This window comes from Pseudomonas brassicacearum (assembly GCF_009601685.2).
Taxonomy (GTDB): domain Bacteria; phylum Pseudomonadota; class Gammaproteobacteria; order Pseudomonadales; family Pseudomonadaceae; genus Aquipseudomonas; species Aquipseudomonas kilonensis_B.
Genome location: NZ_CP045701.2, coordinates 3,573,641 through 3,598,913, shown reverse-complemented (window position 1 = coordinate 3,598,913; position 25,273 = coordinate 3,573,641). Strand labels below are relative to the sequence as shown.

Sequence of the window (25,273 nt, the reverse complement as noted above, 5' to 3'; positions counted from 1 at the left end):
GACCGTTATCTCATTGTGGTGCCTGCCCGGACCCCACTGGCGCAGGCAGGCGGGTTCTGGCGGGCCGTGCGCGGCGAGCCGTCATGATCCGATCATCCATTTCGCCAGCCCATGTCGCCCGCTCACGCCCAGCTTGGCGGCGGCACGCTTGAGGTAGGTTTCGATGGAACTGTTCTTGACCTGTAGTTTTTCCGCGATCTCCGGCACGGTGCCCCCGGCCAGCAGGCCCAGGCAGACTTCTTTTTCCCGCACCGAAAGGGTCACGTCGCAGGGGCTCAACCGATCATTGAAATCGCGCTGCAATTGGGTCTGTTCAGCGGCATCGAGCGGATGGCCCGTAGCGCTGCCAGAAGCTTTGAAACATTGGCGATTGAGGTGCGCATGACGCTCGGCCAAGGGCAGCAGCGTTTCGGAAAGGTATTTCAGAAAGGACAGTTCCTGGAGGGAAAAGTCGCGCTGTACCTGGGGGCGTTGCAACGAAATCACACAGCGGCGATTGGCCTTGCGCGAAATCAGAATGCACTGGTGGGACGTACCGAGGCAGTCGTTGCCTCTTTCGTCCTTCATCCGTGCGTTCAGATGGATCAGCAGGGCGTCATCCACCTCCAGCACTCTTTTCACCAAGGGGTGATCGTTGCGCCGTATCGCCGTGGTGGGGCAGGGGGATTGCATGTGCGCGCTTTTTTCCGAACCCGCATACCCCAACAGCTGTACATCGAGGACGTTCGACTGGGTGTCGTCGGCTGTCCATTCACTCAATTCGAGGCGACTGACAGGCACTGATGTCTCGATCATCTGGTGCATGTTGGTCAAGAAACTTTCGTGTCCGACACTTGAAATCAGCTTTCCTAGCTCTACGTAGAGGTGCGACTTTTCTGCACCCCCAATACGCGCATGTCGATTCATAGTCCTTATTCCTGCTTACTCGAAAAGGCTCCGCATCGCTGATGTTGACGGAAAAAATCCGACGGTTTCGAGAAAGTTGAAGCCTCTTCTGGATTTGATACTCGGAGTCAATGCCGGTCTTGTGAACCTATTGACTTAAACGGTTTAGCCGGTAGGGCTATTAGGCGTTTCCATGTAGGAAAAGTCTGTAAGGGAAAACAGGGACATTCCGGGCCGGCCAGTGAGTGTTGGTTTGTGATACCTCCGAGCAAAAAAACACGTTGGACCAAAGGTTTTTCCCCTGGCAACGATTGCTGCGCGGCCAGGCTTTGGCGCGATTCCAGAAAAAATATCCAGTTAAATTAAAAGGTTGTGTTCTGGGTTTGGTTTCGGGATGCCTGTTTTTTTAGAATCATCAATGTAGGAAGCATCTGGCAGACATGTCCGGAACCTGGATTCCCAGTATGGTGAAAACTTCTCATTTCTCGATTTTTCTGTCGGTATGTGTCGCTTTTTGTCTATCTAGGAGTCGCTTTTTGTCATTGGCGCTTTAGGGGGGCGACTAACGGGAGGGGGTCCCACGCCGTCCAGCCCATGTCGCTCAGTGGCCGTTCGCGCGGTTCATGCGCAGGGCTTAAACGAGAGGATGTCGATGTTTTTTTTGCGCAAGCTGCTCTGCGGTGTCAGGCGCATATACCATTCTCGAAGCCAGCAGGCGAGGGCCGACTCGGCTTGCTCGATGCCGCTCATGAAGCGCGCGGCGTTGACGATCCCGTTGGCCCGGGGGTGCCGATGGGCCTGGTAATGCAGCAGTGCGGTGCGCAGGTCCGGCGTTTGCGCCAATCGATCGGCCAATACCACGGCATCCTCGATCGCCTGTGCGGCACCTTGGCCCAGGCTGGGTAGCATGGGGTGAGCCGCATCGCCCAAGAGCACCACGTGTCCCTCGCAGAATTGCTCGACGGGATGGCGATCCCGGGCATGCATTTTCAGTAGGGCACTCTCGGGGGTGGCCTCGATGGCCGCCACGACTTCCGGTGCCCAGCCGGCATAGGCCGCGAGCACTTCTTGCTTGCTGATGTTCAAGGCGGCATCCGCCGCGTTTTCGTGATTGCAGGTGCCCCACCAATACGCCTGGCCGTCGCCGACATCGCAGAGCCCGAAGCGCTTGCCGCGTCCCCAGTAATGCGCCACGTAGCCTTCGGTCATGACCGGGTGGCTGAAGGGCGCCACCGCCAGCCAGGCGACATAACCCGATGGGCGGGTTGGGGTTTGGCCGAGCATCTGCTGGCGAATCACCGAGTTCAGGCCATCGGCGCCAATCAACAGATCCGCTTCCTGAAGGCTGCCGTCTTCGAACCGCACCACGACGCCATCGGGGCGGTGGTCATACCCCGTGCAGCGCAACCCTGTCGTGAGGGTATCGGGTGCGAGCTGCTGCGCCAGTGCACGTAGCAGTAGCGGGCGCTGGATATTCACACTGGGATGGCCCAACTGTTCGCCGATCTCATGGATCGGCATGCGGGTAATGGCATCGCCCTGGTGTTTCTTGAAGAAGAAGTCGCGGATCACCTGGCCGGCCTGTTCCACCGGGACATGGGCATCAATCGAGTGCAACGCCGCCATGGCATTGGCCATGACGGACAGGCCGGTGCCACCGGTGCGCAGTGTCTGCGCCGCTTCGAAGACCTTGACCTGCCAGCCCGCGCGCTGCAGCGCGATGGCGGCGGTCAGCCCGCCGATCCCGGCGCCGGCGACAATGGCTTTTCTGAGTGCTGTCATGTTGTTTCACCTGTATCGGCCCGGAACGACCGGGCGATGGGAGTCAAGCGGGACCGTCAATCCGCCCCGTGATCGTCGGTCTTGGTTAAGCCAGTGCGCTCATGGATTCGGCGTTCCTGGCCCGGGCCAGGTCCATCCGCGACAGGATGCACTGGCCCACTCGCTCAATGTGCGGCTCGCGCATCATGGTCAGGTGGTCACCCTCCACGGCGACTCGCTGCACGTGCGGCGCAATCGAGCGCCAGCCGCGGTACGGGTCGCGGAAGGCGGTGCCCACTAATTCATGGGGAGCTTGCAGCACATCGGGCAACTCGACGTCCGCCGCGAACAGGGTGATGGGGAGATCCAAGGGCGGGAAGCGATAGTCCAGCAGCCCTTGCCAGTTGGCATGGAACACGCGGAACAGCTGATCGAGTGTCGACAGGGTGATGGTTTCGTCGAAAATGCCCTGGTCGATGCCGTGCTGCCGTATCGCCGCGAATGCCTGCGGGTCGTCCTGGGAGGAGAAATCCAGGGCGTGGTAGGCGTATTCCTTCTGCCCGTCGCCGCTGAGCAGTTCCCACATGAACCAGTTCATGAACTCGCTGCGTTCTATCTGCACCTCGCCCTGCCTGACGCGCACGATGGTATCCAGCAGGAACACGTTATGCAGGCGCCGTCCGCGCCTCTGCAACTCGCTCGCCAGTTCATACGCCACGACGCCGCCATAGGACCAGCCGCCGATATTCAGGGGGCCTTCAGGGGCGACCTGCTCGATGGCGTCCGCGTAGTACACAGCCTGGGCCTGCACCGATTGCAACGGTTCACGGGCATCCCAGGTACCCGGCGCTTGCAGGGCATACAGGTGGACCTGGTCCTTGAGTACCCGCGCCAATGCCGCGTAGCAAAGCACATGCCCGCCGATGGGGTGGACCAAGAACAACGTCGGCCCGCGCGTGGCATTCTTGAAGTCCACCAGCGCGCCGGCGTCGGGGTGTCCGGTTTCGGTCTGTTGCAGCACTTGGGCGAATTCGGCGATGGTCGGCGCCTGGATAAAGTCCGACAGCGAAGGTTTCAGGCCTTGATGTTTGGCGAGCATGGCCACCAGTTGTACCGCCTTGAGCGAATTGCCTCCCAGCTCGAAGAAATTGTCGTGGATGCTGATGCTGTCCAGGTCCAATGTTTCTTGCCAGTAGGCTTGCAGCAGATCCTCCATGGCATTGCGGGGGCCAATGAAGGGGCGCTGCAAGGTGGTCTGGACTTCGATCTTCTGCAGGCGCTGACGGTCGATCTTGCCCGTGGGGCCAAGCGGTAGCTTCGCGATCCTGACCAATGTGGTCGGCACCATGTAGTCGGGCAGTGCCAGGCGCATTTGCGCCTTGAGTTGATTCAGGTCCGGCTCGCGGCCCGGCATGGCCTGGACGAATCCCACCAAGTAACGGCTGCCATCGGTTGCCGTCTTGTCGATGACCGCCACCTGCTGGATGTCGGCTCTGGACCGGACGGCGCCGAGCATGGCCACTTCGATCTCGCCGAGCTCGACGCGGTAGCCCCGGATCTTGACTTGGGCGTCGCTACGGCCCTGGTATACCAAGTCGCCCCCAGGCAGGTAGAAACCGATGTCGCCGGTTTCATACAAGCGACGGGTCTGGCCTTCGAGCTGGCGATAGATAAAGCGTTCGTCGGTCAAGTCGGGGCGATTCCAGTAGCCATTGGCAAGGCAGGCGCCTTCGATGAACAGGTCGCCCATCACGCCGACCGGGCAAGGATTGCCCGTCGCGTCGAGGATATGCATGCGTACTCCGTCGATGGGCGTGCCGATCGGCGGCATGCTCGGCCAGCTTGCCGAGGGACCTTCAAGTCGTAGGCTCGTGACCACATGGGCCTCGGTCGGGCCATAGTGGTTCTCGACCCGGCAATCGCCGAGGCGATCGATCAGGTCACGGATTTCGGCGGTGATTTTCAGTTGCTCGCCGGCGACGTTGATCTGGCGCAGCGAGGCGGGGTGGATACCCAGCTGTGTGGCGATTTCGGCCAAACCCTGGAAGGCAACGTAGGGCAGGAACAGGCGATTCACCGCATGCGCGTCAATAAACCTCAGCAAGCGGATGAAGTCATAGCGCAGCCCTTCGTCAATCATCACCAGCTCATGCCCGCTGGACAGGGTCGAGAAAATTTCCTGGAACGAAACGTCGAACGAGATGGGCGCGTATTGCAGCGTCTTCAGCCCACTGACGTCCTGTGCCTGCTGGCGGTTCTGCCAGAGGATCATATTGGTCAGGGCTTGGTGCGGCATGGCCACGCCCTTGGGACGGCCGGTCGAGCCCGAGGTATAGAGCACGTAGGCGTTGTCTTCCCCTCTAACACCTGCGGCAATGGTCGCTACCCGTTGGTGATCGCGGGCCAGGTTGTCGTCGAAACCGGCCACTACGCTGTCCCAATGGCGCGTATCGACCTGGCCTGCCAGGGTCATCGCCAGGCTCGCCGACGCATCGGCGAATAGCACCAGGCGCGGCTGCGAGTCTTCAAGAATCAGCTCGATGCGCTCGTTCGGATAGCTCAGGTCGATCGGAACGTAAGCGGCACCGGCCTGTACGACACCGATCAAGGCGACGATCAGGTCGGGCGAGCGGGGCATCATGATCGCGACCCGATCCCCCGGTCCGATACCCTGCCGGTGCAACCAGCTCACCAGTTGGGCGCAAGCGTCCTGCAATTGGCGATAGGAAAGACGAGCCTGGCCAAGACTCACGGCGGTCTGCTCGCCATGGCGCGCGAAACTGTTCAGCAACAGGGTTGACAGGTTGTCGTGTGGCAAGATCGTAGCGGCTTCTGGTGTGGTTTGCTCCACGGACGGCAGCCAGGCCGGTATGGCCGGTTTAGCCTCAGGCGCGGCGATCATCAGTTCCAGCGTGCGCAGCAGGTAATCGGCATAGGCCTCGACCTGGCTCGTAGCGACTCGCGCGGTGCGGTAGTCCATCTTCAGCATTAGCAAGCCGTTGGCCGGGTGGCGGCCCAAGGTAGTCAGCAAATCGTAGTTGCTCGCTTCTGTCGTTTCCCAATCAATAAGGATCTCTTCGCCTTGGGTCAGCAGGTCCTTGAGCACGTAAAAGTCGACGTAATTGAACACCACGTTCAAGGCGACGTCGGTCTCGCGATGAATCAACGCGAATGGATAACGCCGATGGGCAAACACCTGTTGTTCCTGGGCCATTGCTGCCCGGATCATCTCCAGCCAGCTTTGACCCTGGTTGCTGAAACGTACCGGCAGGGTGTTGAGAAACAGGCCCAGGACCGAGGCGGCATCTTCGAAGGCCGGTCGGCCATGGCTGATCACGCCACACAGCACTTCCTTTTGGTTGGACATGATCGCTTGTGCGAAACCGTGGGCCGCCAGCAGGACCGCGCGCAATGGCAGGTCATGGGCCTGGCAGAACGCTTCGAGGCGGGCCAGGTCCGCGGCGGGTAGTTCCCGGTAGGCCGAGCGGTACGGCGTCGGGTCTGGCGCCACGGCGTGAATCCAGCTGGTCATGGCGGCGGCGGGGGCCTCGTGCAAGTAGTCGCGCCAGAACTGGCGGTGGGTTTCCGTTGCCGTGGCCTCTTGCTCCAGGACCACGAAGTCAGCCGGCGTGGTGCTCAGGGCAGGCAGTGCGTCGGTGCCAGGCGCCGAGGTGTAGAGCGTGATCAGGTCGCGCATCAAGGTGGCGACGCTCCAGCCGTCGAGAATCGCATGGTGGAAGCTGAAGACCAGGTCGATTTCGTCCTGCGCGACGAACACGCTGAACTGGTACAGCGGTGCCCGTTGCCAATCTTCGCGGTAGCGCTTGCGTTCCTCCACGTAGGCGGCAATGGCCTGGGCCCGGGCCTCGGGACTCAGCGGGCGCACATCGATGACGTGCACGGCAGGCTCGACTGTCGAGTGCACCCGGGCCATAGGCACTTCGGCGTGACCGATATCGAACGACATGCGCAAGGCCGGATGACGCCGGATCAAGGCGTCACAGGCCCGCTTCCAGGCCGGCGCATCCCAACGCAGGCGCAAGCGGTAGCGGAAGATGTCGTGATAGATCGCCGAGTCCGGGTGCATCATCGAGTGATAAATCATCCCGACTTGCAACTGCGAAGCGGCAAACACGTCATCGAACACGCCTTCGCTGGACAGGCGGATCGCCGGCGGAACCTGGGCGAAAGCTTTCACATGGGTCAGGGGGGTGCACTCGATTGCCGGCATTTTCCCGGCTTGCAGAACCTCGGCCAACTGGGCGATGGTCGGGTACTGGTAGACCTGTGCCAATGTCAGCGCAATGCCTTGTTCACGAGCATGGATCTGCAAATGGATGACTTTCAGGGAGTCGCCACCCAACATGAAGTAGTTGTCGTGCACACCCAGCGTCGGGCGCTTGAGGTTTTCCCGCCAAAGCTCGGCGAGCGTCTGCTCCAGCGTCGTGCGTGGCGCTGTCGTATCGCTGCCCTGGATGGCTGTTGGCTCGGGCAGGGCTTTGCGGTCGAGCTTGCCGTTGACACTCAGCGGGAACTGCCCAAGCTCGACCAGGTGCCTGGGCACCATGTAGTCGGGCACTTGCTGGCGCAAGGTTTGCTGCAGCGCTTGCGGGGATGGCGAGCTTCCGGGCTCGCTCACCCAATAGGCGTTGAGGTAGGCATCACCGGCTTCCTGGCGGGCGATCACGACCACGTCCTTGACACCTTCACAGGCGAGCAGGTGGGCTTCGATCTCGCCCAATTCGATGCGCAGGCCGCGAATCTTCACCTGGAAATCGTTGCGTCCGAGGTATTCGAGGCTGCCATCGGGCAGCCAGCGTCCGAGATCGCCGGTCTTGTACAGCCGGGCTCGGGAATCGCTGTGGAAGGGGTCTTGGATAAACCGTTCAGCGGTCAGTTCGGGACGGTTCAGGTAACCCCGCGCGACGCCGATGCCGCCGATGTGCAGCTCGCCGGCCACACCCGGCGGCAGCAATTGCAGGTTTGCATCGAGGACGTGCATCTGGATGTTCGCGATTGGCCGGCCGATCGGTACGATGCCGTCGTGCGCATCGGGCCGGCAATGCCATGCCGTCACGTCAATGGCCGCTTCGGTGGGGCCATAAAGGTTGTGCAACTGCACCGTCGGCAAACATTCGAAAAAGCGCTTCTGCAAGGTATGGGGCAAGGCCTCGCCGCTGCACAGCACCTGCTTGAGTGTCGTCAGGCGCTGCGGTTCAACCTGGTCAAGGAAGACCTGCAACATCGACGGGACAAAATGCAACAGTGTGATGCCGGCGCTTGCCATGATGTCCATCAAGTAGCGCGGGTCCTTGTGCCCGTCGGGGGCGGCGACGATCAACTGTGCGCCGCTGAGCAACGGCAGGAAAAACTCCCAGACCGATACATCGAAACTGAACGGGGTCTTTTGCAGGATCCGACTGTGTTCATCGATCCCATAGGCATCGCGGGCCCAGAGCAAGCGATTGACGACCCCGTCGTGCTGGTTCATCACGCCCTTGGGCAAACCGGTGGAGCCCGAGGTGTAGATCACGTAGGCCAAGTGCCGAGGCGTCAGGCCGAGCGCAGCGGCGTCCGGGTTGTGTTCCGGTTGTCGGGACAGCGCTTCAGGTTCGGCATCCAGGCACAGTACGGGTATCGTCACTGCGGGCAGGCTCGCCAATAATTCCTGGCTTGTGACCAGGGCACTGGGCGCGCTGTCGCTGAGCATGTGGCGCAAGCGATCGGCCGGATAGCCTGGGTCCAGCGGCACGTAGGCGGCCCCCGCCTTGAGAATGCCCAGCAAGCCGACCACCATTTCCAGGCTGCGGTCCATGCAGATGGCCACGCGGTCGTCCCGACCCAGCCCGCTTTCCAGCAGGGCGTGGGCTAGACGATTGGCCCGGCGGTTCAGTGCGTCGTAAGTCAGCGCCTGGTCCGCGAAGCGCACCGCGATCGCTTCGGGGCGCGCGACGACCTGGGCTTCGATCAATTGATGGAGCAGCACATCCTTGGGGTAGTCGACGTCAGTGCGATTCCATTCCTGCAGCATCTGATGCTCGGTGGACGGCAGCGGGTCGAGGGCGGCGACAGACACCTCGAAATCAGCGGCCACGCACGCCAGGATGTTCATGAAGCGTTGTTGCAAAGCCTCGATCTGCGGCGCGTCGAAATAGGCCTCGTTGTAGATGAAGTGCATCCACACATCGTCTTGCGGCGCGGACTCACGCACGTGCATCGCCAATGGCATCTGTTCGTAGCCATTGCTGAGCTTGACCGGCTGTGCCGGCGCTGTCCCGTACCAGGTGTCCTGGTCCTGTTCGTAGGACACCACCACATCGAACAGCTGTCGCCGGCCCAGGTTCTGCAAGCCGAGTTCGCGGTTCAGTTCGCTCAGCGCAAAGCGCTGGTAGCGATAATCCTGCTTGAGCGTCAAGGCAATCTTGCCGACCAGCTCGCTGAAGCTCAGGTCGGTGCCCAGGCTCAGGCGTACCGGACTCATGCCGACGAACAAGCCCATCGTGGCCTTGTGTGCGGCATTGGCGCGGTTGAGGATGGGCAGGCCGATGACGATTTCATCCCGTTGCTCGGTGCGCGCAAAGTAGCTGTACAGCGCGCCGAGCATGACGTGGAAGACCGTCGCCTGGCCCGCGGCCTTCGCGTTATCGCCAAGACGGTTGTAAAGCGCCCGGGGCAAGCGCCAGGCATGGTTCTGGCTGGGCGCCAGGCGCTGGTCGAATCGACCCGGGTGACGTGGCGCGAGCAGGGGCTCGGGCAGCGTGCGGTATTTCTCCAGCCAGTATTGGCGTTGGCGCTGGAACGAAGCCGAGTCTTTGTTGGCGGCTTGCTGCTCGACATAGGCTTGGTAGGTCGGTGCCGTTGCCACGTTTTGCGCCTGGTCGTGCAGTGCGGTATAGGCCTGACTGACTGCTCGGCCGATCATGGCGAAGGACCAACCATCGATGATCAGGTGATGGCAATTGACGAAGCAGTAGTGGAGGTTTTCCCGGAGCTTGACCAGGTCCGCGCGCATCAGCAGCCCATCGTCAAAGGAAAACGGGGTTTGCAGCTTGGCCTGCAGCAAGGCCAATGCGCTGGCCTCCGGGTCGGCATGCCCCGACACGTCGTGTACCGCCAGCGGGACGTCGACCGGCCCCAGGAAGCGTTGGCGCGGCAGCGGGTGCTCGCTGGAGCCGGGCACCAGCTGGATCCGCAGGGCATCGTGGCCGTTGACGACCTGATTGAAGGACACCTGTAATAACGTGGCGTCGATCGCGCCGTTGATGCGCGCATAGCCGCCGATGTTGTACAGCGGACTGTCGGCATGCAGCACCTGGTCCAGCCAGATATCCAGTTGCGGGATGGTGAGGGGGTAAAGTACGTGCTCTGCGCTCGATGCGGGCAGGGTCTGGGTCATGGTGTTCTCCGTGGGCCGATCCGCTGGCCCGATGAAGCGAATGAAAAAAAGATGCCGTCAGGCCGTGATGCCGTTCACTTGAGAAAAGTGACAATCCCCTCGCCACAGGTCACTCATCGAATCGTGATTACGCGACGTGATAGATGGCGGCTCTGCGGGCGATGGCCTCGACTTGCAGCGCTGCCGCTTCGCGGGCGCTGTCACCACTGGCCATCAACTTGCTGTAGCGGTCACAACTGGCGCGCACGTCAGGACTGTTCAGCACCGTGTCCAGGGCCGTGGCCAGTGACTCGGCAGAGGCCGGCGTGGACACCTGCAAGCCGCACCCCAGGCGTTGTATTCGCGCGGCGTTGTCGAAATGGTCGTGCGCAAAGGGCGTGGTGATCTGTGGCACCCCGGCGGCGATTGCCAGGGCCGTGGTGCCGACGCCGCCGTGATGCACCAGGGTCGAGGTGTGGGGCAGGATGCGGCTCATGGGGACGTAAGGCCTGACCAGGATCCTGCCGTCGCTGGACAACGACGGGTCGACCGGCTGGCGGGTGAGGAATACGCCGCGGCGGTCGATCAACTTCAGCGCTTTCGCCGCCGCGGCGAAATACTGTTCGGCATTGACCGTCGTTGAACCCGGGGTAAACACCACCGGCGGGGCCACGCTCAAGAAATCCTCCAGTTCAGTGTCTGGCGCCTCGAAGCCGGACTCATCGAATAACGGGAACCCGGTCAATACCGTTTGGGCTGGCCAGTCCTGTTGGATTGGGGCGAACCAGTCGGCAAACAACCCCAATACCCGGTCTGGCGAGGAGATCCACTGACTGATGATGCGTTTGACCGGGGGCAAGCCCAATTCGCGGCGAAAGCCGTTGAGCTCAGGCTTCATGAGCCGATCGAGGAACGTGTGCTCGATGACCCCCAGCAGCAGGCGCCTCAAGGGATACGGTACGAAGGCCGGCAGGTTCGTTCCAGGTGGTTGGACGGGTTGCGCGAGGGGCGACCAGATGGCGAACGGTGTGACCTGGCCGGTGACCAGGGGGACGCCGTGTCTTTCCTGCAGCAGGCGCGCGGAAAACGCCCACAACGAGCCCAACAGGACGGTGTCGTCGTCACACGCTTGCTCCAGTAGCCGATACTGCTCGTGCAATGTACCGCCGACGGTTTTCCATAGGGTGGGCAGTGACGTGCGCGGATGCCACAACGCCGGGTCAGCCATGACCGCTTGATATTCCTCGCGGGTACCCAAGGGCAGGAACTTGAAGCCACAGCGCTCGATTACCGGCGCGAACGCCGCGCTGGCGCAAAAGGTTATCCGATGCCCACGTGCGGCGAGGGTGCGGCCGATCCCGATAAATGGGTGAACGTCACCGGCTGAGCCGATGGCCGTAATGATCACATGCATAAGGCTCCCTTTTAGAGTGATCGTGCGGTGGGTGAAAATCCTGATGGGCGGGCGACCGGACATCGCCTGTGGACTCCGTCCACAGAAACGATTCAGCTTGAGGGGTTATTTAAGCGGTTGCAGGTAGGAAACGTCTGTAGCGGAAAACGGGGACATTTTGGCCCGCGGATCAGGGGTGAAACCTGTGGGAGCGAGCCTGCTCGCGATGACGATGGGTCAGCTTGCACATCATCGGCTGCCCAGCGAATTGCTCGCGGGGCAGCCCAAGGCTGTTATGACACCGTAGCGGTTTTCAAGGCCAGGGAAATCGCTTCGCCCAGCTTGGCCACATAGGGCGCCTTGACCAACGTGTTGTGGGTGCCGGGCAGTGCCGTCACGCTCACCTGATCGGCCAGCAACCCACGCCAGCCCAGGGTCGGGTCGCTGCGTTGCTGTTCGCTCGCGGTGAACAGCGACACCTTGAGCGGGCTGGGTGGGCTGACGTAGGCGCCGATGGCCAGTCGCATCCGATAAGCCACTTCCAGATGAATGCGCAGCAGGGCGGCGTCGATGTCGTGGGGCAACTCCTCCGGTAGCAGGCGATGGGTCATGCACAGCGCCAGCATCGCCTCGATGGCGGCGTGTTCCGCCAGCGCCGTCAGTTGCCGAAGCAGATCAGGATCGATCCCCTCGGGCAGCCAGGCCATCAGGAACTGCGCTTCACTGATCGATTGTTCAGGCATCGGATCCGGGCGGGCCGAGGCATCGATGATGCCAAGGAACTCTACAACTTCACCACCGGCCTGTAGTTGCCGCGCCATTTCATAGGCGATCAGGCCACCGGCCGACCAACCGGCGATTCGGTACGGACCTTGCGGCTGGATCTGGCGGATGGCCGTCAGGTAACGCGTCGCAATGGCCGGTACATCGGACAGCGGTGCCTCGCCTGCCACCAAGCCACTGGCGGCCAAGCCATAAACCGGTACCTGGGGATCGAGCACCGGTGCCAGATCCCGCGCATATTGCACCTCACCGCCCAGAGGATGGACCAGATACAACGGCCGCTGGGAACCGGTACGGCGGATCGGCACCAGATTGCGCTGGGCGCCCGGCCGTGACTGGCCATCGAGGGTTCGGGCGAAACCGGCGATGGTCGGCTCGACGAACAGGTCGCGCACGGCGATCGGTTTACCCAGGACTTTGCGCAGGCGAGAGGCCATTTGCACCGCCATCAGCGAAATGCCGCCGAGGCTGAAGAAGTCGTCATGGCGACTGATCCGCTCCTGTTTGAACAGGTCCCGCCAGAGGGCCGCGATGGCGATCTCGGTGTCACCCTGGGGCGCTTCGTAAGGCAGCGGGGCAGGACCGTCCTCAGCGATGACGGGTTGGACGATGGCATTGGCCGAGCGCACCAGCGGCGGGGTGTTCTGCAACAACTGGCCGATGGACTGCTGTGGATCGCTCACCAGGTTTTCCAGGACCTTGGCAAACAATCCGGCGATATTCTGCACGGTGGCAATGTCGAACAGGTCGTTGGCGTATTGCAGGCTGCCACCGATGCGCTCGCCATTGTCGATCAGGGACAGTGACAGGTCGAACTGCGTGGTGTTGTGGGGGCTCGCCAGGGTTTGCACCTCAAGCCCAGGCAATTGCAACGGTGCCGGTGGCGTGTTGTCCAGGCTCAACATCACCTGGAACAACGGGCTGTGGCTCATGCTGCGCGTCGGTTGCAGGGCGCTCACCACCTGTTCGAAAGGCAGGTCCTGGTGATTGTAGGCGGCCAGGGTCAGGTCCTTGATTCGTCCCAGCAGTTCGTCGACGCGAGTGTCTTGCTCAGTGGTGACTCGCAGCGCCAGGGTGTTGGCGAAGAAACCGATCAACGCTTCCAGCTCCGGCCGCTGACGGTTGGCCACCGGTGTGCCGACCACCACGTCGCGTTGGCCGCTCAGATGGCTCATCAACACCGACCAGCCGGCCAGCAATACCATGAACAGCGTGGTGCCCTGGGCTTGGCTGAACGCGCGCAGGTCGGCGCTGAGGGCTGGCGAAAAGCTGCACTCGATGATGCCGCCTGTATAACGCTGGATTGCCGGGCGCGGACGATCCAGCGGCAGGTTCAGCAGCACGGGCGCACCTTCCAGGTGCTGCCGCCAGAAGTCGATCTGCGCTTGCAGCGTCGGGCCTTCAAGGGATTGTCGTTGCCAGGCGGCATAGTCCACGTATTGCAACGCCAGGGGCGGTAACGGGTCTTTCTGGCCTTGGGTGAAGGCGTTGTAGAGCACGCTGACCTCACGGGCCAGCACGCTGTTGGACCAACCGTCGGAAACGATGTGATGCAAGGTGATGAACAGTACATGTTCATCATCGGCCAATTGCACCAGGTGGCCGCGCAGCAGTGGTCCGTTGTGCAAGTCGAACAGCTGGGTGGCGTTGATCTGGCCGAGGTGTTCGAGCGTGGCCTGGCGTTCAGTGGGGGCGACGGCGCGCAGGTCCTGTTGCTCCAGCCGGAAGCCGTAGTCGGCCGGCGCGATTTTTTGCAAGGGTTCGTCGTCCACCAGCTCGAACCGCGTGCGCAAGGTTTCGTGACGCGCCACCAGGCGGTCGAGGGTCGCTTGCAACGCCGTTTTGTCCAGCGTTCCCTTCAGGCTCAAGGCCAGCGGCAGGTGATAGGCCGCGCCCGCCGCGTGGTCCAGGTGATCGAGGAACCACAACCGCTGTTGCGAGAAGGACAGCGGCAGGCGTGCGGCGCGATTGGCCAAGGGAATCGACACGGCCTCGGTGGGCGAGGCCGCGTGTACCAGGGCGGCGAGGCCACGCACGGTCGGCGCGTCGAACAGTTCGCGTAGCGTCAGCCGTGCGCCCAGCTTGCGCCGCAGCCGTGACAGCAGTTGCACGGCGAGCAGCGAATGCCCGCCGAGTTCAAGGAAGCCGTCATGACGGCCGACCTGGTCCAGGTGCAGTAAACCTTTCCATATCTCGGCAATGGCGATTTCGGTGTCGCCCTGGGGCGCTTCGTAGGTTTTGCTGGCCAGGGAGTCTTGGCCGGGAGCCGGCAGGGCGCGGCGGTCGAGCTTGCCGTTGGCGGTCAGGGGCAGGGCATCGAGGTGGACGAAGGCGCTGGGCACCATGTATTCGGGCAGATGCTCGAGCAGGGCGCTGCGCAGGTGTTCGGCGTTGGCCGGTTCACCGCAGAGGTACGCCACCAGGCGATTGTCCTCGCGAGCGATCACCACGGCGTCGGTGACACCGGCACAACCCAGCAAGACGTTCTCGATTTCCCCCAGCTCGATGCGGAAACCACGGATCTTCACCTGGAAGTCATTGCGGCCCAGGTATTCCAGTGTGCCGTCGGCCAGCCAGCGGCCGAGGTCGCCGGTCTTGTACAGGCGTGCGTTCGGCTCAGTGCTGAACGGATCGACGACGAAACGCTCGGCGCTCAGCTCCGGTCGGTTCAGGTAACCCCGGGCCACGCCGGCGCCACCGATGTGCAGTTCACCGGCCACGCCCAACGGCGTCGGTTCGCCGCGGGCATCGAGCACGTGCACCTGGACGTTGGCAATCGGCCGGCCAATGCTCGGCCGCTCGCCCAGGTCGCGGATCAGGTCGATGGTGGCGTCCACCGTGCATTCGGTCGGGCCGTACATGTTGTAGAAACGGATGCTCGGGCAGTTGCGTAGCTTCGTCCAGGTCGCGGCATTGATCGCCTCGCCGCCGAGCAGCACGCTCACCGGTTGGTAGCGGCTGCGCTCCAGCAGGCCGGCGGCGAGCAGGGTGTCGAGCTGCGACGGCGTGGAGTCGAAGGCGTGCACTTGGTGCTGTTCGAGGAAGTCCAGCAACTCGTGGCCGCTGGCGCGGATCAGTTGCGGAATGATCACCAGCCGATGGCCGGAGAACAACTGGGCGATGCCCTTGATCGACATGTCGAAGAAGAACCCGGCATTCAGCGCCACGGTGGCCGGGGACGGGCAATGCTGGTGGGTGGTGCGGCGCAGCACCTGCCAGAAGTTGAACACCGAACGGTGCTCGACCATCACGCCCTTGGACTGGCCGGTGGAACCGGAGGTGTAGATCACATAGGCCAGGTTCTCGGGCGTCAGGCCCGGTATCTGCGGGTTGGTATCGAAGTCTGGATCATCGACGGCCAGCAACGAATCGCGGGTATCGAGCAACACCAGGGGCAGCGTGCCTGCCGGCAAGGACAGGGCCGACTGGGTCAACAGCGCCCGTGGCTGGCTGTCCTGGAGCATGAAGGCCATGCGTTCGGCGGGATGGGCCGGGTCGATGGGCACGTAGGCGGCGCCGGCCTTGAGCACGCCGAGCAGGCCGACGATCATGTCCAGGCTGCGCTCGGCACAGACGGCCACGCGCTGATCGGGTTCGATGCCGAGGGCGAGCAACTGCCGGGCCAGGTGGTTGGCGCGGCGATTGAGCTGGCGATAGGTCAGTTGTTGCTGTTCACAGACCAGGGCCACGGCGTCGGGGTTGGCCTGGACTTGGCTTTCGAACAGGTGATGGATCGGTTGCGCGGTGCCGAAATCGCTGGTGGTGCGGTTGAAATCCGTCAGCAGCAATTGCCGCTCGCTTTCGGGCACCACCTCCAACTGGCTGGCGAGGCGTTCGGGGGCGTGTTCAAGGGCTTCGACCAAGGCGGTCACGGCCTGGGCGAGGTAGGAGGCGATGCGTTGCGGGTCGATGCCGGTGATGGATTGGGCGGTCAGGGAGAACCCGCTGTCCACATTCGCCACGGCAATCTCGATGGGGTAGTTGGTGCGGGTTTCGGAGGCAATGAACTGCATGCCTTCGTGGTCGCCCATGTCTTCGACGTTTTCCCCGGAGGCGTTCACCAGGTCGCCATGGCGGCAGTTGAGGATCACCGTGAACAAGGGCAGCGAGGCATCCACCGCGCTGCAACGCTGGGCCAGGGCCAGGGACGCCTGTTCGTGGGTCAGCAGTTCACTGAGTTGCTGGTAGGCGTCGCGGACAATGTCGCTGACGGTGTTCTGCTGCAAGCGAATGCGCATCGGCAGGGTGTTGATGAACATCCCCAAGGCGTGGTCGGCACCGGCGGTGCCTTGGGAGCGGCCCGACAGCACCGTGCCGAAAATCCCGTCGTCGCGGCCGCTGGTCGCCGCCACCACCAAGCCCCAGGCCGCATGGAACAACACGGAAGTGGGTACGCCTTGCTGGCGTGCCAGGCGATGCACCTGGGCACTGAGCTCGTCGCCCAGGTATTTCACGGCGCGCTTGATTCCCGCACCGTTGCCCCGGACATCCAGCACGCCGTAAGGCGCGGTGGTGGCGTCGACATCGGCCAGCAAGCGACGGAAATAGGCTTCGTGATCGGCCTGGGACACGCTGGCGGCCTGGGCGATGAAATTACGATAAGGCTGGGAGGGCGGCAGGCTGTCGGCCTGGCCGGCCAGGATCGCCTGAATTTCCAGCATGATCAGGCGCAAGGTGACGTTATCGCTGACCAGGTGATGGTCGAGCAACGCCAGCAACCATTGGGCGTGGGATTCGTCGTAGATGATGTACGCGGCGATCAGTGGCGCGCGCTGCAAATCGAGTCGCAGGTGATGAGTATCGGTATGCTCGCGCAGGATCTGCAGGGCGTCTTCGCCGGGGAAGCAGTCCAGGGTAACCACGGGCAGTTGCGCCTGGCGATGCACCACTTGCACCGGTTGCGGCAAGCCGTGCCAGCGCAGGGCGGTGCGCAGGATGTCATGCCGGTCGATGACCACTTGCACGGCGGCAAGGAAGTCGTCGAGCACCTGGCGACGGCTGAACGTCACCACCGTGCGCATCAGGTAGGCGTCGCCTTCGGACTGCAACAAGTGGTGGAACAGGATGCCTTCCTGCAGCGACGACAGCGGATAGATGTCCTGCACGTTGGCGGCCCCGCCTGGCACGTCGTCGACGATCTGCTCGATTTCCCCCTGGCTGAGGGTTACCAGCGGCAGCATGTGCGGTTCGATGGCCGTGCAGTCGGCCGGGATCAGGTTGGCCGGGACGACCCGTTGGGCGTTGTTGCCACCGGCCAGGACAGTCGCCATGGCCTTGAGGGTCGGCGCGGCAAACACCGTGCGCACATCCAATTGCAGGTCGGCCTGGCGCAGGCGCTCGATCAGGCTGATGACCAGGAACGAGTGGCCCCCCAGCTCGAAGAAGTGATCCTGGCGACCCACTCGTTCAACCCCGAGCAGTTCCTGCCAGGCGCTGGCCAGGGTGCGTTCGATGTCGCCCAGGGGGGCTTCGTAGTGCTGGCTCGCGGCGGCAGACAAATCCGGCGCCGGCAAGGCATTGCGGTCCAGCTTGCCGTTGGTGGTCAACGGCCACGCTTGCAGGGTTACGAAGGCGCTGGGCAGCATGTGTTCGGCCAGCACATCGGCCAGTTGGCTACGCAGTGTCGAAGACTCGAGCACGACGTCGTCATGGGCGATCAGGTACGCCACCAGGCGTTTGTCGCCGGGCGAGTCCTCACGCACGATCACCAGGGCTTCGCGCACCTGCGGCAGGGCCAGCAGTTGGGCTTCGATTTCCCCCAGCTCGATGCGGAAACCGCGGATCTTGATCTGCGAATCGTTGCGGCCCACGTAGACCACGCCGCCGTCGGCGCGGTAGCGGGCGATGTCGCCGGTGCGGTACAAGCGTGCGCCGGTCGCCGCGGCATAGGGATCGCTGATGAACCGTTCAGCATTGAGGGCGTCGCGGTTCAGGTAATGCCGGGCCACTCCCGCGCCGCCGATGTAGATCTCGCCATCGACCCCCACCGGCACCGGTTGCTGGTACTCGTCGAGGATGCGCAGGCACAGGTCGGGCAGGGGCGGGCCGATCAGGCTGGGCGCGCCGCTGTCGATTTCCACTTGGCTGATCGGGTAATACGTAGCGTGCACGGTGATTTCGGTGATCCCGTACATATTCACCAGGCGGGTGCGCGACAGGGCGGTGCGCGCGGTCCAGGGCCGCAGGCTGCGGAAGTCCAGAGCCTCGCCGCCGAAGATCACTTCACGCAGGGCATGTTCCTGGTCGCTGCGCCCGCGGGCTTCGATGAACTGGCGGAAGGCGCTCGGCGTCTGGTTCAGGACCGTGACCCGCTGCTGGCAGACCAGCCCGTAGAAGTCATCGGGCGAACGCGCCACCTCGCTGGGGACGATCACCAGCTTGCCGCCGTAGCTCAGCGCGCCCCAGATCTCCCAGACCGAGAAATCGAAGGCAAAGGAGTGGAATAGCGTCCAGACATCGTCGCGGCCGAAATCGAACAGCCCGGCGGTGGTGTCGAACAGCCGTGCGACATTGCCGTGTTCCACCAGTACGCCCTTTGGCAGCCCGGTGGAACCCGAGGTGTAGATGACATAGGCCAGGTGCCGCGACGCCAGACCGAGGGTATCGGCGTCGGGGTTGCGGTCAAGGGCGCCATCCGCCTGATCCGGCGCCGCCATGTCATCGGTCAGGTCCACCACCGGCACCTGATGTTCAGGCAAGACGTCGAGGCAGGCCGGTTGCGCCAACAGGGCCACCGGGGCGCTATCCGTCAGCAGATAACCGAGGCGTTCGCTGGGGTAGGCCGGGTCCAGCGGTACATAGGCGCCGCCAGCCTTGAGCACACCCAGTACCCCACAGACCATTTCCACCCCGCGCCGGGCCAGGATCGCCACCCGGTCATCAGGACGTACACCCTGGGCGAGCAACGCCTGGGCGATGCGGTTGGCCCGGCGGTTGAGGTCTTGATAACTCAGTTGAAGTTCGCCAAATACCAGGGCGATGGCCTGGGGGTGAGCGGCGGCGAATTGTTCGAAGCGCTGGTGGATCAGCAACCCGGGGGCGCATGCCGCCTTGGGCGGCAGCGTTGCCGGCGAGGCCTGGCGCTGTGCCGGGCTGAGCAACGGCAGGCTCAGCACCGGTTGCTCGACCGCCTCGACCATTGCTTCCAGCAGTATTTGGAAATGTTGGGCAAAGCGTTCCACGGTGGCACGGTCGAACAGGTCGCTGGCGTATTCGATCACCCCGGCCAGGTCGCCGCCGTCGTTGCCCAGGGTCAGCATCAGGTCGAACTGCGCGGTTTCATGGGCCTGGGCCACGGGCGCCAGGGTCAGCCCGGGCAGGCTCAGTTCGCCGCCGTCCGGGGTATTGTCCAGTGACAGGGCGACCTGGCACAGCGGGTTGTGGCTCAGCGAGCGCGGCGGTTGCAGGGCTTCGATGACTTGTTCGAACGGAATGTCCTGGTTTTCGTGGGCGGCCAGCGTCGTCTGTTTGATCTGCTCCAGCAACTCAAGCACGCTTGGGTTCTCCGTCAGGTTCACCCGCAGGGCCAGGGTGTTGACGAAGAAGCCGATCAGGTTTTCGGTTTCGGTACGCCCGCGGTTGGCCGTCGGCACACCGATGACCACGTCGCGCTCATTGCCCAGGCGCGCCATGAGCACCGACCAGGCGCTGAGCAACGCCATGAACAAGGTGACGTTGTGCTGTTGGCAGAAGCGTTCCAGGCGCTCGCGCAACGCCGGGGTGATCTGCACCGGGACGTCGCCGCCGCGGTAGCTTTGCATGGCCGGGCGCGGACGGTCGGTGGGCAAGGACAGCAGGGCCGGGGCGCCGCCGAGGTGCTCGCGCCAGAAGTCCGCCTGGCGGTTGAGGTGTTCGCCGTCCAGGGCCTGGTGTTGCCAGGCCGCGTAGTCGGCGTACTGGATCGGCAGGACGGGCAGCGGGTCGGCCTGGTGTTGGCTGAAGGCCTGGTAAAGGGCGGCCAGCTCCTTGACCAGGATACCCACCGACCAGCCGTCGGAGATGATGTGGTGCTGGGTGATCAACAGGATGTGCTCATCGTCGGCCAAGCGCAGCAGGCGGCCGCGAATCAGCGGCCCTCGGGCCAGGTCGAACGGCGCCAGGGCTTCGCTGTTGCCGATCCGCGCCGCGCTGAGGCTGGCCTGCTCATAAGGCAGCGCGCGCAGGTCTTGTTCGCTGAGGGCAAAGCCGCAGTTTGGCGCGGCAATGATCTGCACCGGCTGCTCACCTCGGCGTTCGAAGGTGGTGCGCAGGCTTTCGTGACGCGCCACCAGGCGATCCAGGGCCGCCTTCAGCGCGACCTGATCGAGAACGCCGCGCATCAACAGCGCGGCGGGCATGTGATACGCGCTGCCCGCGCCGGCATCGAGCTGGTCGAGGAACCACAGGCGTTGCTGGGCAAAGGACAGTGCCAGGGGCGCGCTGCGGTCTGCCAGGCCGATGGTCTCGGTGCTGGGGTTTGGCAGCCCGCCGACCACCCGTGCCAGTTCCTCCACGGTGGGATGGCTGAACAGTTCGCGCAGCATCAGGTCGCCGCCCAACTGCTGCCGGACCCGGGAAACCAGTTGCGCGGCCAGCAGCGAATGCCCGCCCAATTCAAAGAAACTGTCACTGCGTCCCACCCGTTCGAGACCCAGCAGCTCCTGGAAGATCTGCGCCAGGGCCATTTCGGTGGCGCCTTCGGGCACGGCATAACCGCGTTCGGACATGGCGTCCAGGTCCGGTGCCGGCAGCGCGTCCTGGTCGAGCTTGCCGTTGGCGGTCAGTGGGTAGGCGTGCAAGCTGACAAAGGCGCTGGGGATCATGTAGTCGGGCAGGGTCGCCCCCAACTGCTTGCGTAATGCTGCCACTTGCAGCACGGCACCCGCCTTGGGGATCAGGTAGGCGACCAGGCGCTTGCCCTGGTTCGCGTCTTCGCGGGCCAATACCCGCGCTTCCCGCACACCGTCACAGGCCAGCAGCTTGGCTTCGATCTCGCCCAGCTCGATGCGGAAACCGCGAATCTTCACTTGGGCGTCGATCCGGCCGAGGTGAACGATTTCACCATTGTCGAGCAACTTGCCCAGGTCCCCGGAACGATACAGCCGCTCGCCGGGCCGGAACGGGTCGGCAATGAAACGTTCGGCGCTCAAGGCCGGGCGGTTCAGGTAGCCACGACCCACCCCCAGCCCACCGACGCAGATTTCACCGGCCACACCCACCGGCAGCAGGCGTTGATGGGCATCGAGCACGTAGGCCACGGTGGTCGGAATCGGCCGTCCGACATTGGATATTCCGGCGGCGATATCTGCGGCGCTAATGGCCTTGTAGGTCACGTGTACGCAGGTTTCGGTGATGCCGTACATGTTCACCAGCGCCACGTGGGAGAAGGCACGGTGGAAGGCGTCGAGCTTACCCAGTTCCAGGCTTTCCCCGCCGAAAATCACGTAGCGCAAGCGTTCCAGGCGCACATCCGGCGTTGCCAGGGCTGCGGCGCTCAGTTGCAGGAACGCCGACGGCGTCTGGTTTAGCACCGTCACCTGCTCGCTTTCAAGGAAACCCAGCAATTGTACTGGATCGCGGCGAAGGGCCTCGGGCACCAGGCTCAGGCGCGCACCGTAGAGCAGGGCACCGAAAATTTCCCAGACCGAGAAATCGAAGGCGTTGGAGTGGAACAACGACCAGACGTCGTCGGCGCTGAATTGGAAGTCCAGGCGATTGTTGTGCAGCAGGCGCACGACGTTGCGGTGTTCGAGCAATGCGCCCTTCGGTTCTCCGGTGGAGCCCGAGGTATAGATCACATAGCAGAGATGGTCCGCCGCGCTGACGTTGGGCAGGTTGGCAGCGCTGAAGGTGCTGTCCGTGGCGGCCTCGAACACTTCAATGCCCAGGGCCTGTAGCGCCGGGCTCACGCCCTGGCTGGCGATGGCCTGGCGGGCGCCGCTGTCGCGTAGCACATAGGCGAGGCGTTCCTGGGGCGAACTCGGGTCGATGGGCACGTAGGCGGCACCGGCCTTGAGCACCGCCATGGTGGCGACAATCATCTGCACCGAGCGCTCCAGGACGATGGCCACCAGCGCCTGGGGTTGCACGCCGGCCGCACGCAGGCGGTGGGCGAGGCGGTTGGCCTGTTCGTTGAGCTGTCGATAGGTCAGCCGCTCCTCACCCAGATTGACAGCGATGCGTTCCGGGTATTGGCGTGCCTGTTCCTCGAAAATCTGATGCAGGGTCAGGGTATCGGGCCAGGCCGCTTCGCTGTCGTTGAAGTCGAGGATCTGCCGCTGGCGTTCGGCGGCATCCAGTAGCGGGACGTCGTCGACACGCAGCTGCGAATCCGCCACGTACGCTTCCAGCAGGCGCACGTAATGGCGCATCAGCTGCTGGATGAACGCCGCGTCGAAGAATTGCGCGTTGTACACCAGGTGCCCGGCCCAATGTGACTCATCGGCCGTGATCAGCAGGTGCAGGTCGTTCTTGCCGTAACCCAGGTTGGTTTCCAGGGTAGTGACCGCCAGACCCGCCACCGGTGCGTTGTGCTCGGTGGTGCGCTGGAAATTGAAGAGCACATCGAACAGCGCGGTGCGGCTCATGTCCTTGGCCGGGTTGAGGGCCAGGACCAATTGGTCGAACTGCATGTGCCGGTGGCGCAGGCCCTGGGTCAGGTTGTTGGCGGTCTGCTCCCAGAGCTGTTGCAAGGTTGTGTTGCTGTCGCACTGGCCGCGCATGACCAGCAGGTTGTCCAGCGGCCCGACGACATCCCGCAGGGCCGGTTCACGGCAAGCGGCCGTAGTGCCGATCACCACTTCATCGTGGCCGGCGTAGCGGCGCAACAGGGCGGTGAATGCGCTCAGGGCCAGGCTGTCACTGCTCACGCCGACTTCACGGGCCAGGGCTTCAAGGCGCCGTGCCAGCGCCGGTTCGAGGGTGAAGCCGTGGGTGGCTTCGGCAAATACATGCACCGCCGCCCGGGGTCGATTCAGCGGCAGTTCCAGGGCTTGCAGCTTGCCACGCAGTTGATAGGCCCAGTAGGCGCGCAGGTTTTCCAGCACGGTGGCCGGCAGGTGGCGTTGCCAGGCGGCAAAGTCGCCATAGCTCAACGGCAAGGTTGGCAGCTCGGCGCTGCGTTCGGCGCAGGCGGCTTCATAGAGGGCCAGCAGGTCGCGCTTGAGTAGTTGCATGGCGCTGCGGTCGGCCAGCAGATGGTGCACGGCGATGGCCAGGATCGCGTGCTGATCGCTGGCTTGTACCAGGCTGGCACGCACCAGGCTGCCGCCATTCATGTTCAACGGGCGACGGGTGGCCGCCAGGGCCTGGTCCGACAGGTCGTGGGGGCCGGCCTGGATCCGTTCGAGGGCCAGGGTGGCCGGGCCGTCGAATTGTTGCCAGGCACTGCTACCGTCGCTCAACACCCTGCAGCGCAGGATGTCGTGGCGGGCCAGCAAGCCGTCGAGGGCGGTTTGCAGGGCCGGTTGATTGATTTCGCCGGTCAGCTCCAGCAGCAACGCAATGTTGTGGTAGACCGGGTTGGCGTCGTACAGGTAGCCGGTTTCAAACGTGTCGACGAACCACATCCGCTCCTGGTGAAAGGACAGCGGCAGCCGTTCCGGCACGGGCACAAGGGCCTTTACCTCGGGCAAGATCAGTGTCGCGTCCAGTTCCAGGGCGCCGATACGGGTGTCCGGGGCTTCGGTGAAGCAGCGCAACAGGCGCTCGAAACGCGCGGCGAGGCGCTCGATGGTGGCGGCGTCGAACAGTGCGGTGGAATACGACAGGCTGCAGGACAGGCTCGGGCCGCCTTCGTCGATGTGCAGGGACAGGTCGTGCTGGGTGTTGTCCTTGCGCGAGGGCAGGAACTCCAGGTTCAGCCCCGGCAATTGCAACTGTCCCCCGGTGCCTCCAGCGTTGGTGTAGAGCATGGTCTGGAACACGGGGCTGTAGCTGGCGCTGCGCGGCGGTTTGAGGGCCTCGACCACCAGTTCGAACGGGGTGTCCTGCTGGGTGGAGGATTCCAGCATCAGTCCCTTGACTTGCTGCAGTACCTGGTCGAGGGTCGGGTTGGCGTCCAGGCGCACGCGCAGGGCCAGGGTGTTGACGAAGAAACCGATCAGCGACTGTACGTCGTGGCGGTCACGGTTGGCGGCGACGGTGCCGATCACCAGGTCCTGTTGGCCACTGATGCGCGCCAGCAAGACCGCCCAGGCGGCCATCAAGGTCATGAAGGGGGTCGCCGCGCGGGATTGGGCGAACTGGACGATGGCGGTAGACAGTGATGCCGGCAGGTCGAAGCCCAGGGTTTCGCCGCGGTAGCTCTGCACCGCCGGGCGGGCCCGGTCGGTTGGCAACGAAAGCAGGGCCGGGGCGCCGGCCAGGTGGGCGCGCCAGAATTCCACTTGTCGCACCAGGCGCTCGCCTTCTAGGTGTTGGCGTTGCCAGGCCGCATAGTCGGCGTATTGCCGGGTCAGCGGTGGCAGCGGATCAGGCTGCCCGGCGCTGAACGCCTGGTACAAGCTTGCGAATTCCTTGACCAAGATGCCGATGGACCAGCCGTCCGAGATGATGTGATGCTGGGTGATCAGCAACGTGTGTTCGTCGTCGGCCAGGCGCAGCAGGGTGCCGCGGATCAGCGGTCCGCGCAGCAGGTCGAACGGCGCCGCGGCGGCGTTTTCGCTCAGGTGCGAGGCCTGCGTGTCGGCCTGCTCCCGGGGCAGATGGCGCAGGTCATGGGTCTCGAGGCTGAAGCCGCAATCGGCCGGGGCGATGACTTGCACCGGCTGCTCGCCCTCGCGGCGGAAGGTGGTGCGCAGGCTTTCATGCCGCGCCACCAGGCGATCGAGGGCGGCCTTGAGGGCAGCCTGGTCGAGTGCGCCCTGTAGCAACAGCGAGGCGGGCATGTGATAGGCGGCGCTGGCGGTCGGGTCCAACTGGTCGAGAAACCACAGCCGCTGCTGGGCGAACGACAGCGCCAGCGGGGCGTCGCGGTCGACGCCGGGCATGTCGTCGGCAACGGTTTCGATGACCCGCGTGGCACCGCGTTGCTTGAGCAGTCGCAGCAGTGCGGCACGTTTCAACTGGTCGAGACTATCGTTATGTTCGTTCAATTT

The 25,273-nt window shown here is 63.6% G+C and carries 5 protein-coding genes; all 5 read right to left on the bottom strand.

Annotation, left to right across the window (positions count from 1 at the left end; translation table 11 throughout):
• Positions 1 to 81 precede the first annotated feature (81 nt).
• The 5 genes from GFU70_RS15105 to GFU70_RS15085 all read right to left on the bottom strand — a co-directional run bounded on the left by GFU70_RS15105 (position 82) and on the right by GFU70_RS15085 (position 25,270).
• On the bottom strand, positions 82 to 906 hold the full coding sequence (locus GFU70_RS15105; RefSeq protein ID WP_058542632.1) for a helix-turn-helix transcriptional regulator: 825 nt from the start codon (positions 904 to 906) through the stop codon (positions 82 to 84).
• 600 nt (positions 907 to 1,506) lie between these two features.
• Positions 1,507 to 2,667: an FAD-dependent monooxygenase gene (locus tag GFU70_RS15100; protein WP_116642124.1), complete on the bottom strand. Its 1,161-nt coding sequence runs from the start codon at positions 2,665 to 2,667 to the stop codon at positions 1,507 to 1,509.
• Positions 2,668 to 2,752: 85 nt separating this feature from the next.
• On the bottom strand, positions 2,753 to 10,042 hold the full coding sequence (locus tag GFU70_RS15095) for an amino acid adenylation domain-containing protein (protein WP_153388337.1): 7,290 nt from the start codon (positions 10,040 to 10,042) through the stop codon (positions 2,753 to 2,755).
• A 127-nt stretch (positions 10,043 to 10,169) separates the two neighbouring features.
• Positions 10,170 to 11,435: a glycosyltransferase gene (locus GFU70_RS15090; RefSeq protein WP_193034246.1), complete on the bottom strand. Its 1,266-nt coding sequence runs from the start codon at positions 11,433 to 11,435 to the stop codon at positions 10,170 to 10,172.
• Positions 11,436 to 11,707: 272 nt separating this feature from the next.
• Positions 11,708 to 25,270, bottom strand: coding sequence for a non-ribosomal peptide synthetase (locus tag GFU70_RS15085; RefSeq protein ID WP_153388335.1), 13,563 nt, complete (start codon positions 25,268 to 25,270; stop codon positions 11,708 to 11,710).
• Between the last annotated feature and the right edge of the window lie 3 nt (positions 25,271 to 25,273).

Excerpts from the sequence above, each read along its gene's own strand:
- GFU70_RS15105 (WP_058542632.1), bottom strand. The coding sequence starts at position 906 with ATGAATCGACATGCGCGTATTGGGGGTGCAGAAAAGTCGCACCTCTAC.
- GFU70_RS15100 (WP_116642124.1), bottom strand. The coding sequence starts at position 2,667 with ATGACAGCACTCAGAAAAGCCATTGTCGCCGGCGCCGGGATCGGCGGG.
- GFU70_RS15095 (WP_153388337.1), bottom strand. The coding sequence starts at position 10,042 with ATGACCCAGACCCTGCCCGCATCGAGCGCAGAGCACGTACTTTACCCC.
- GFU70_RS15090 (WP_193034246.1), bottom strand. The coding sequence starts at position 11,435 with ATGCATGTGATCATTACGGCCATCGGCTCAGCCGGTGACGTTCACCCA.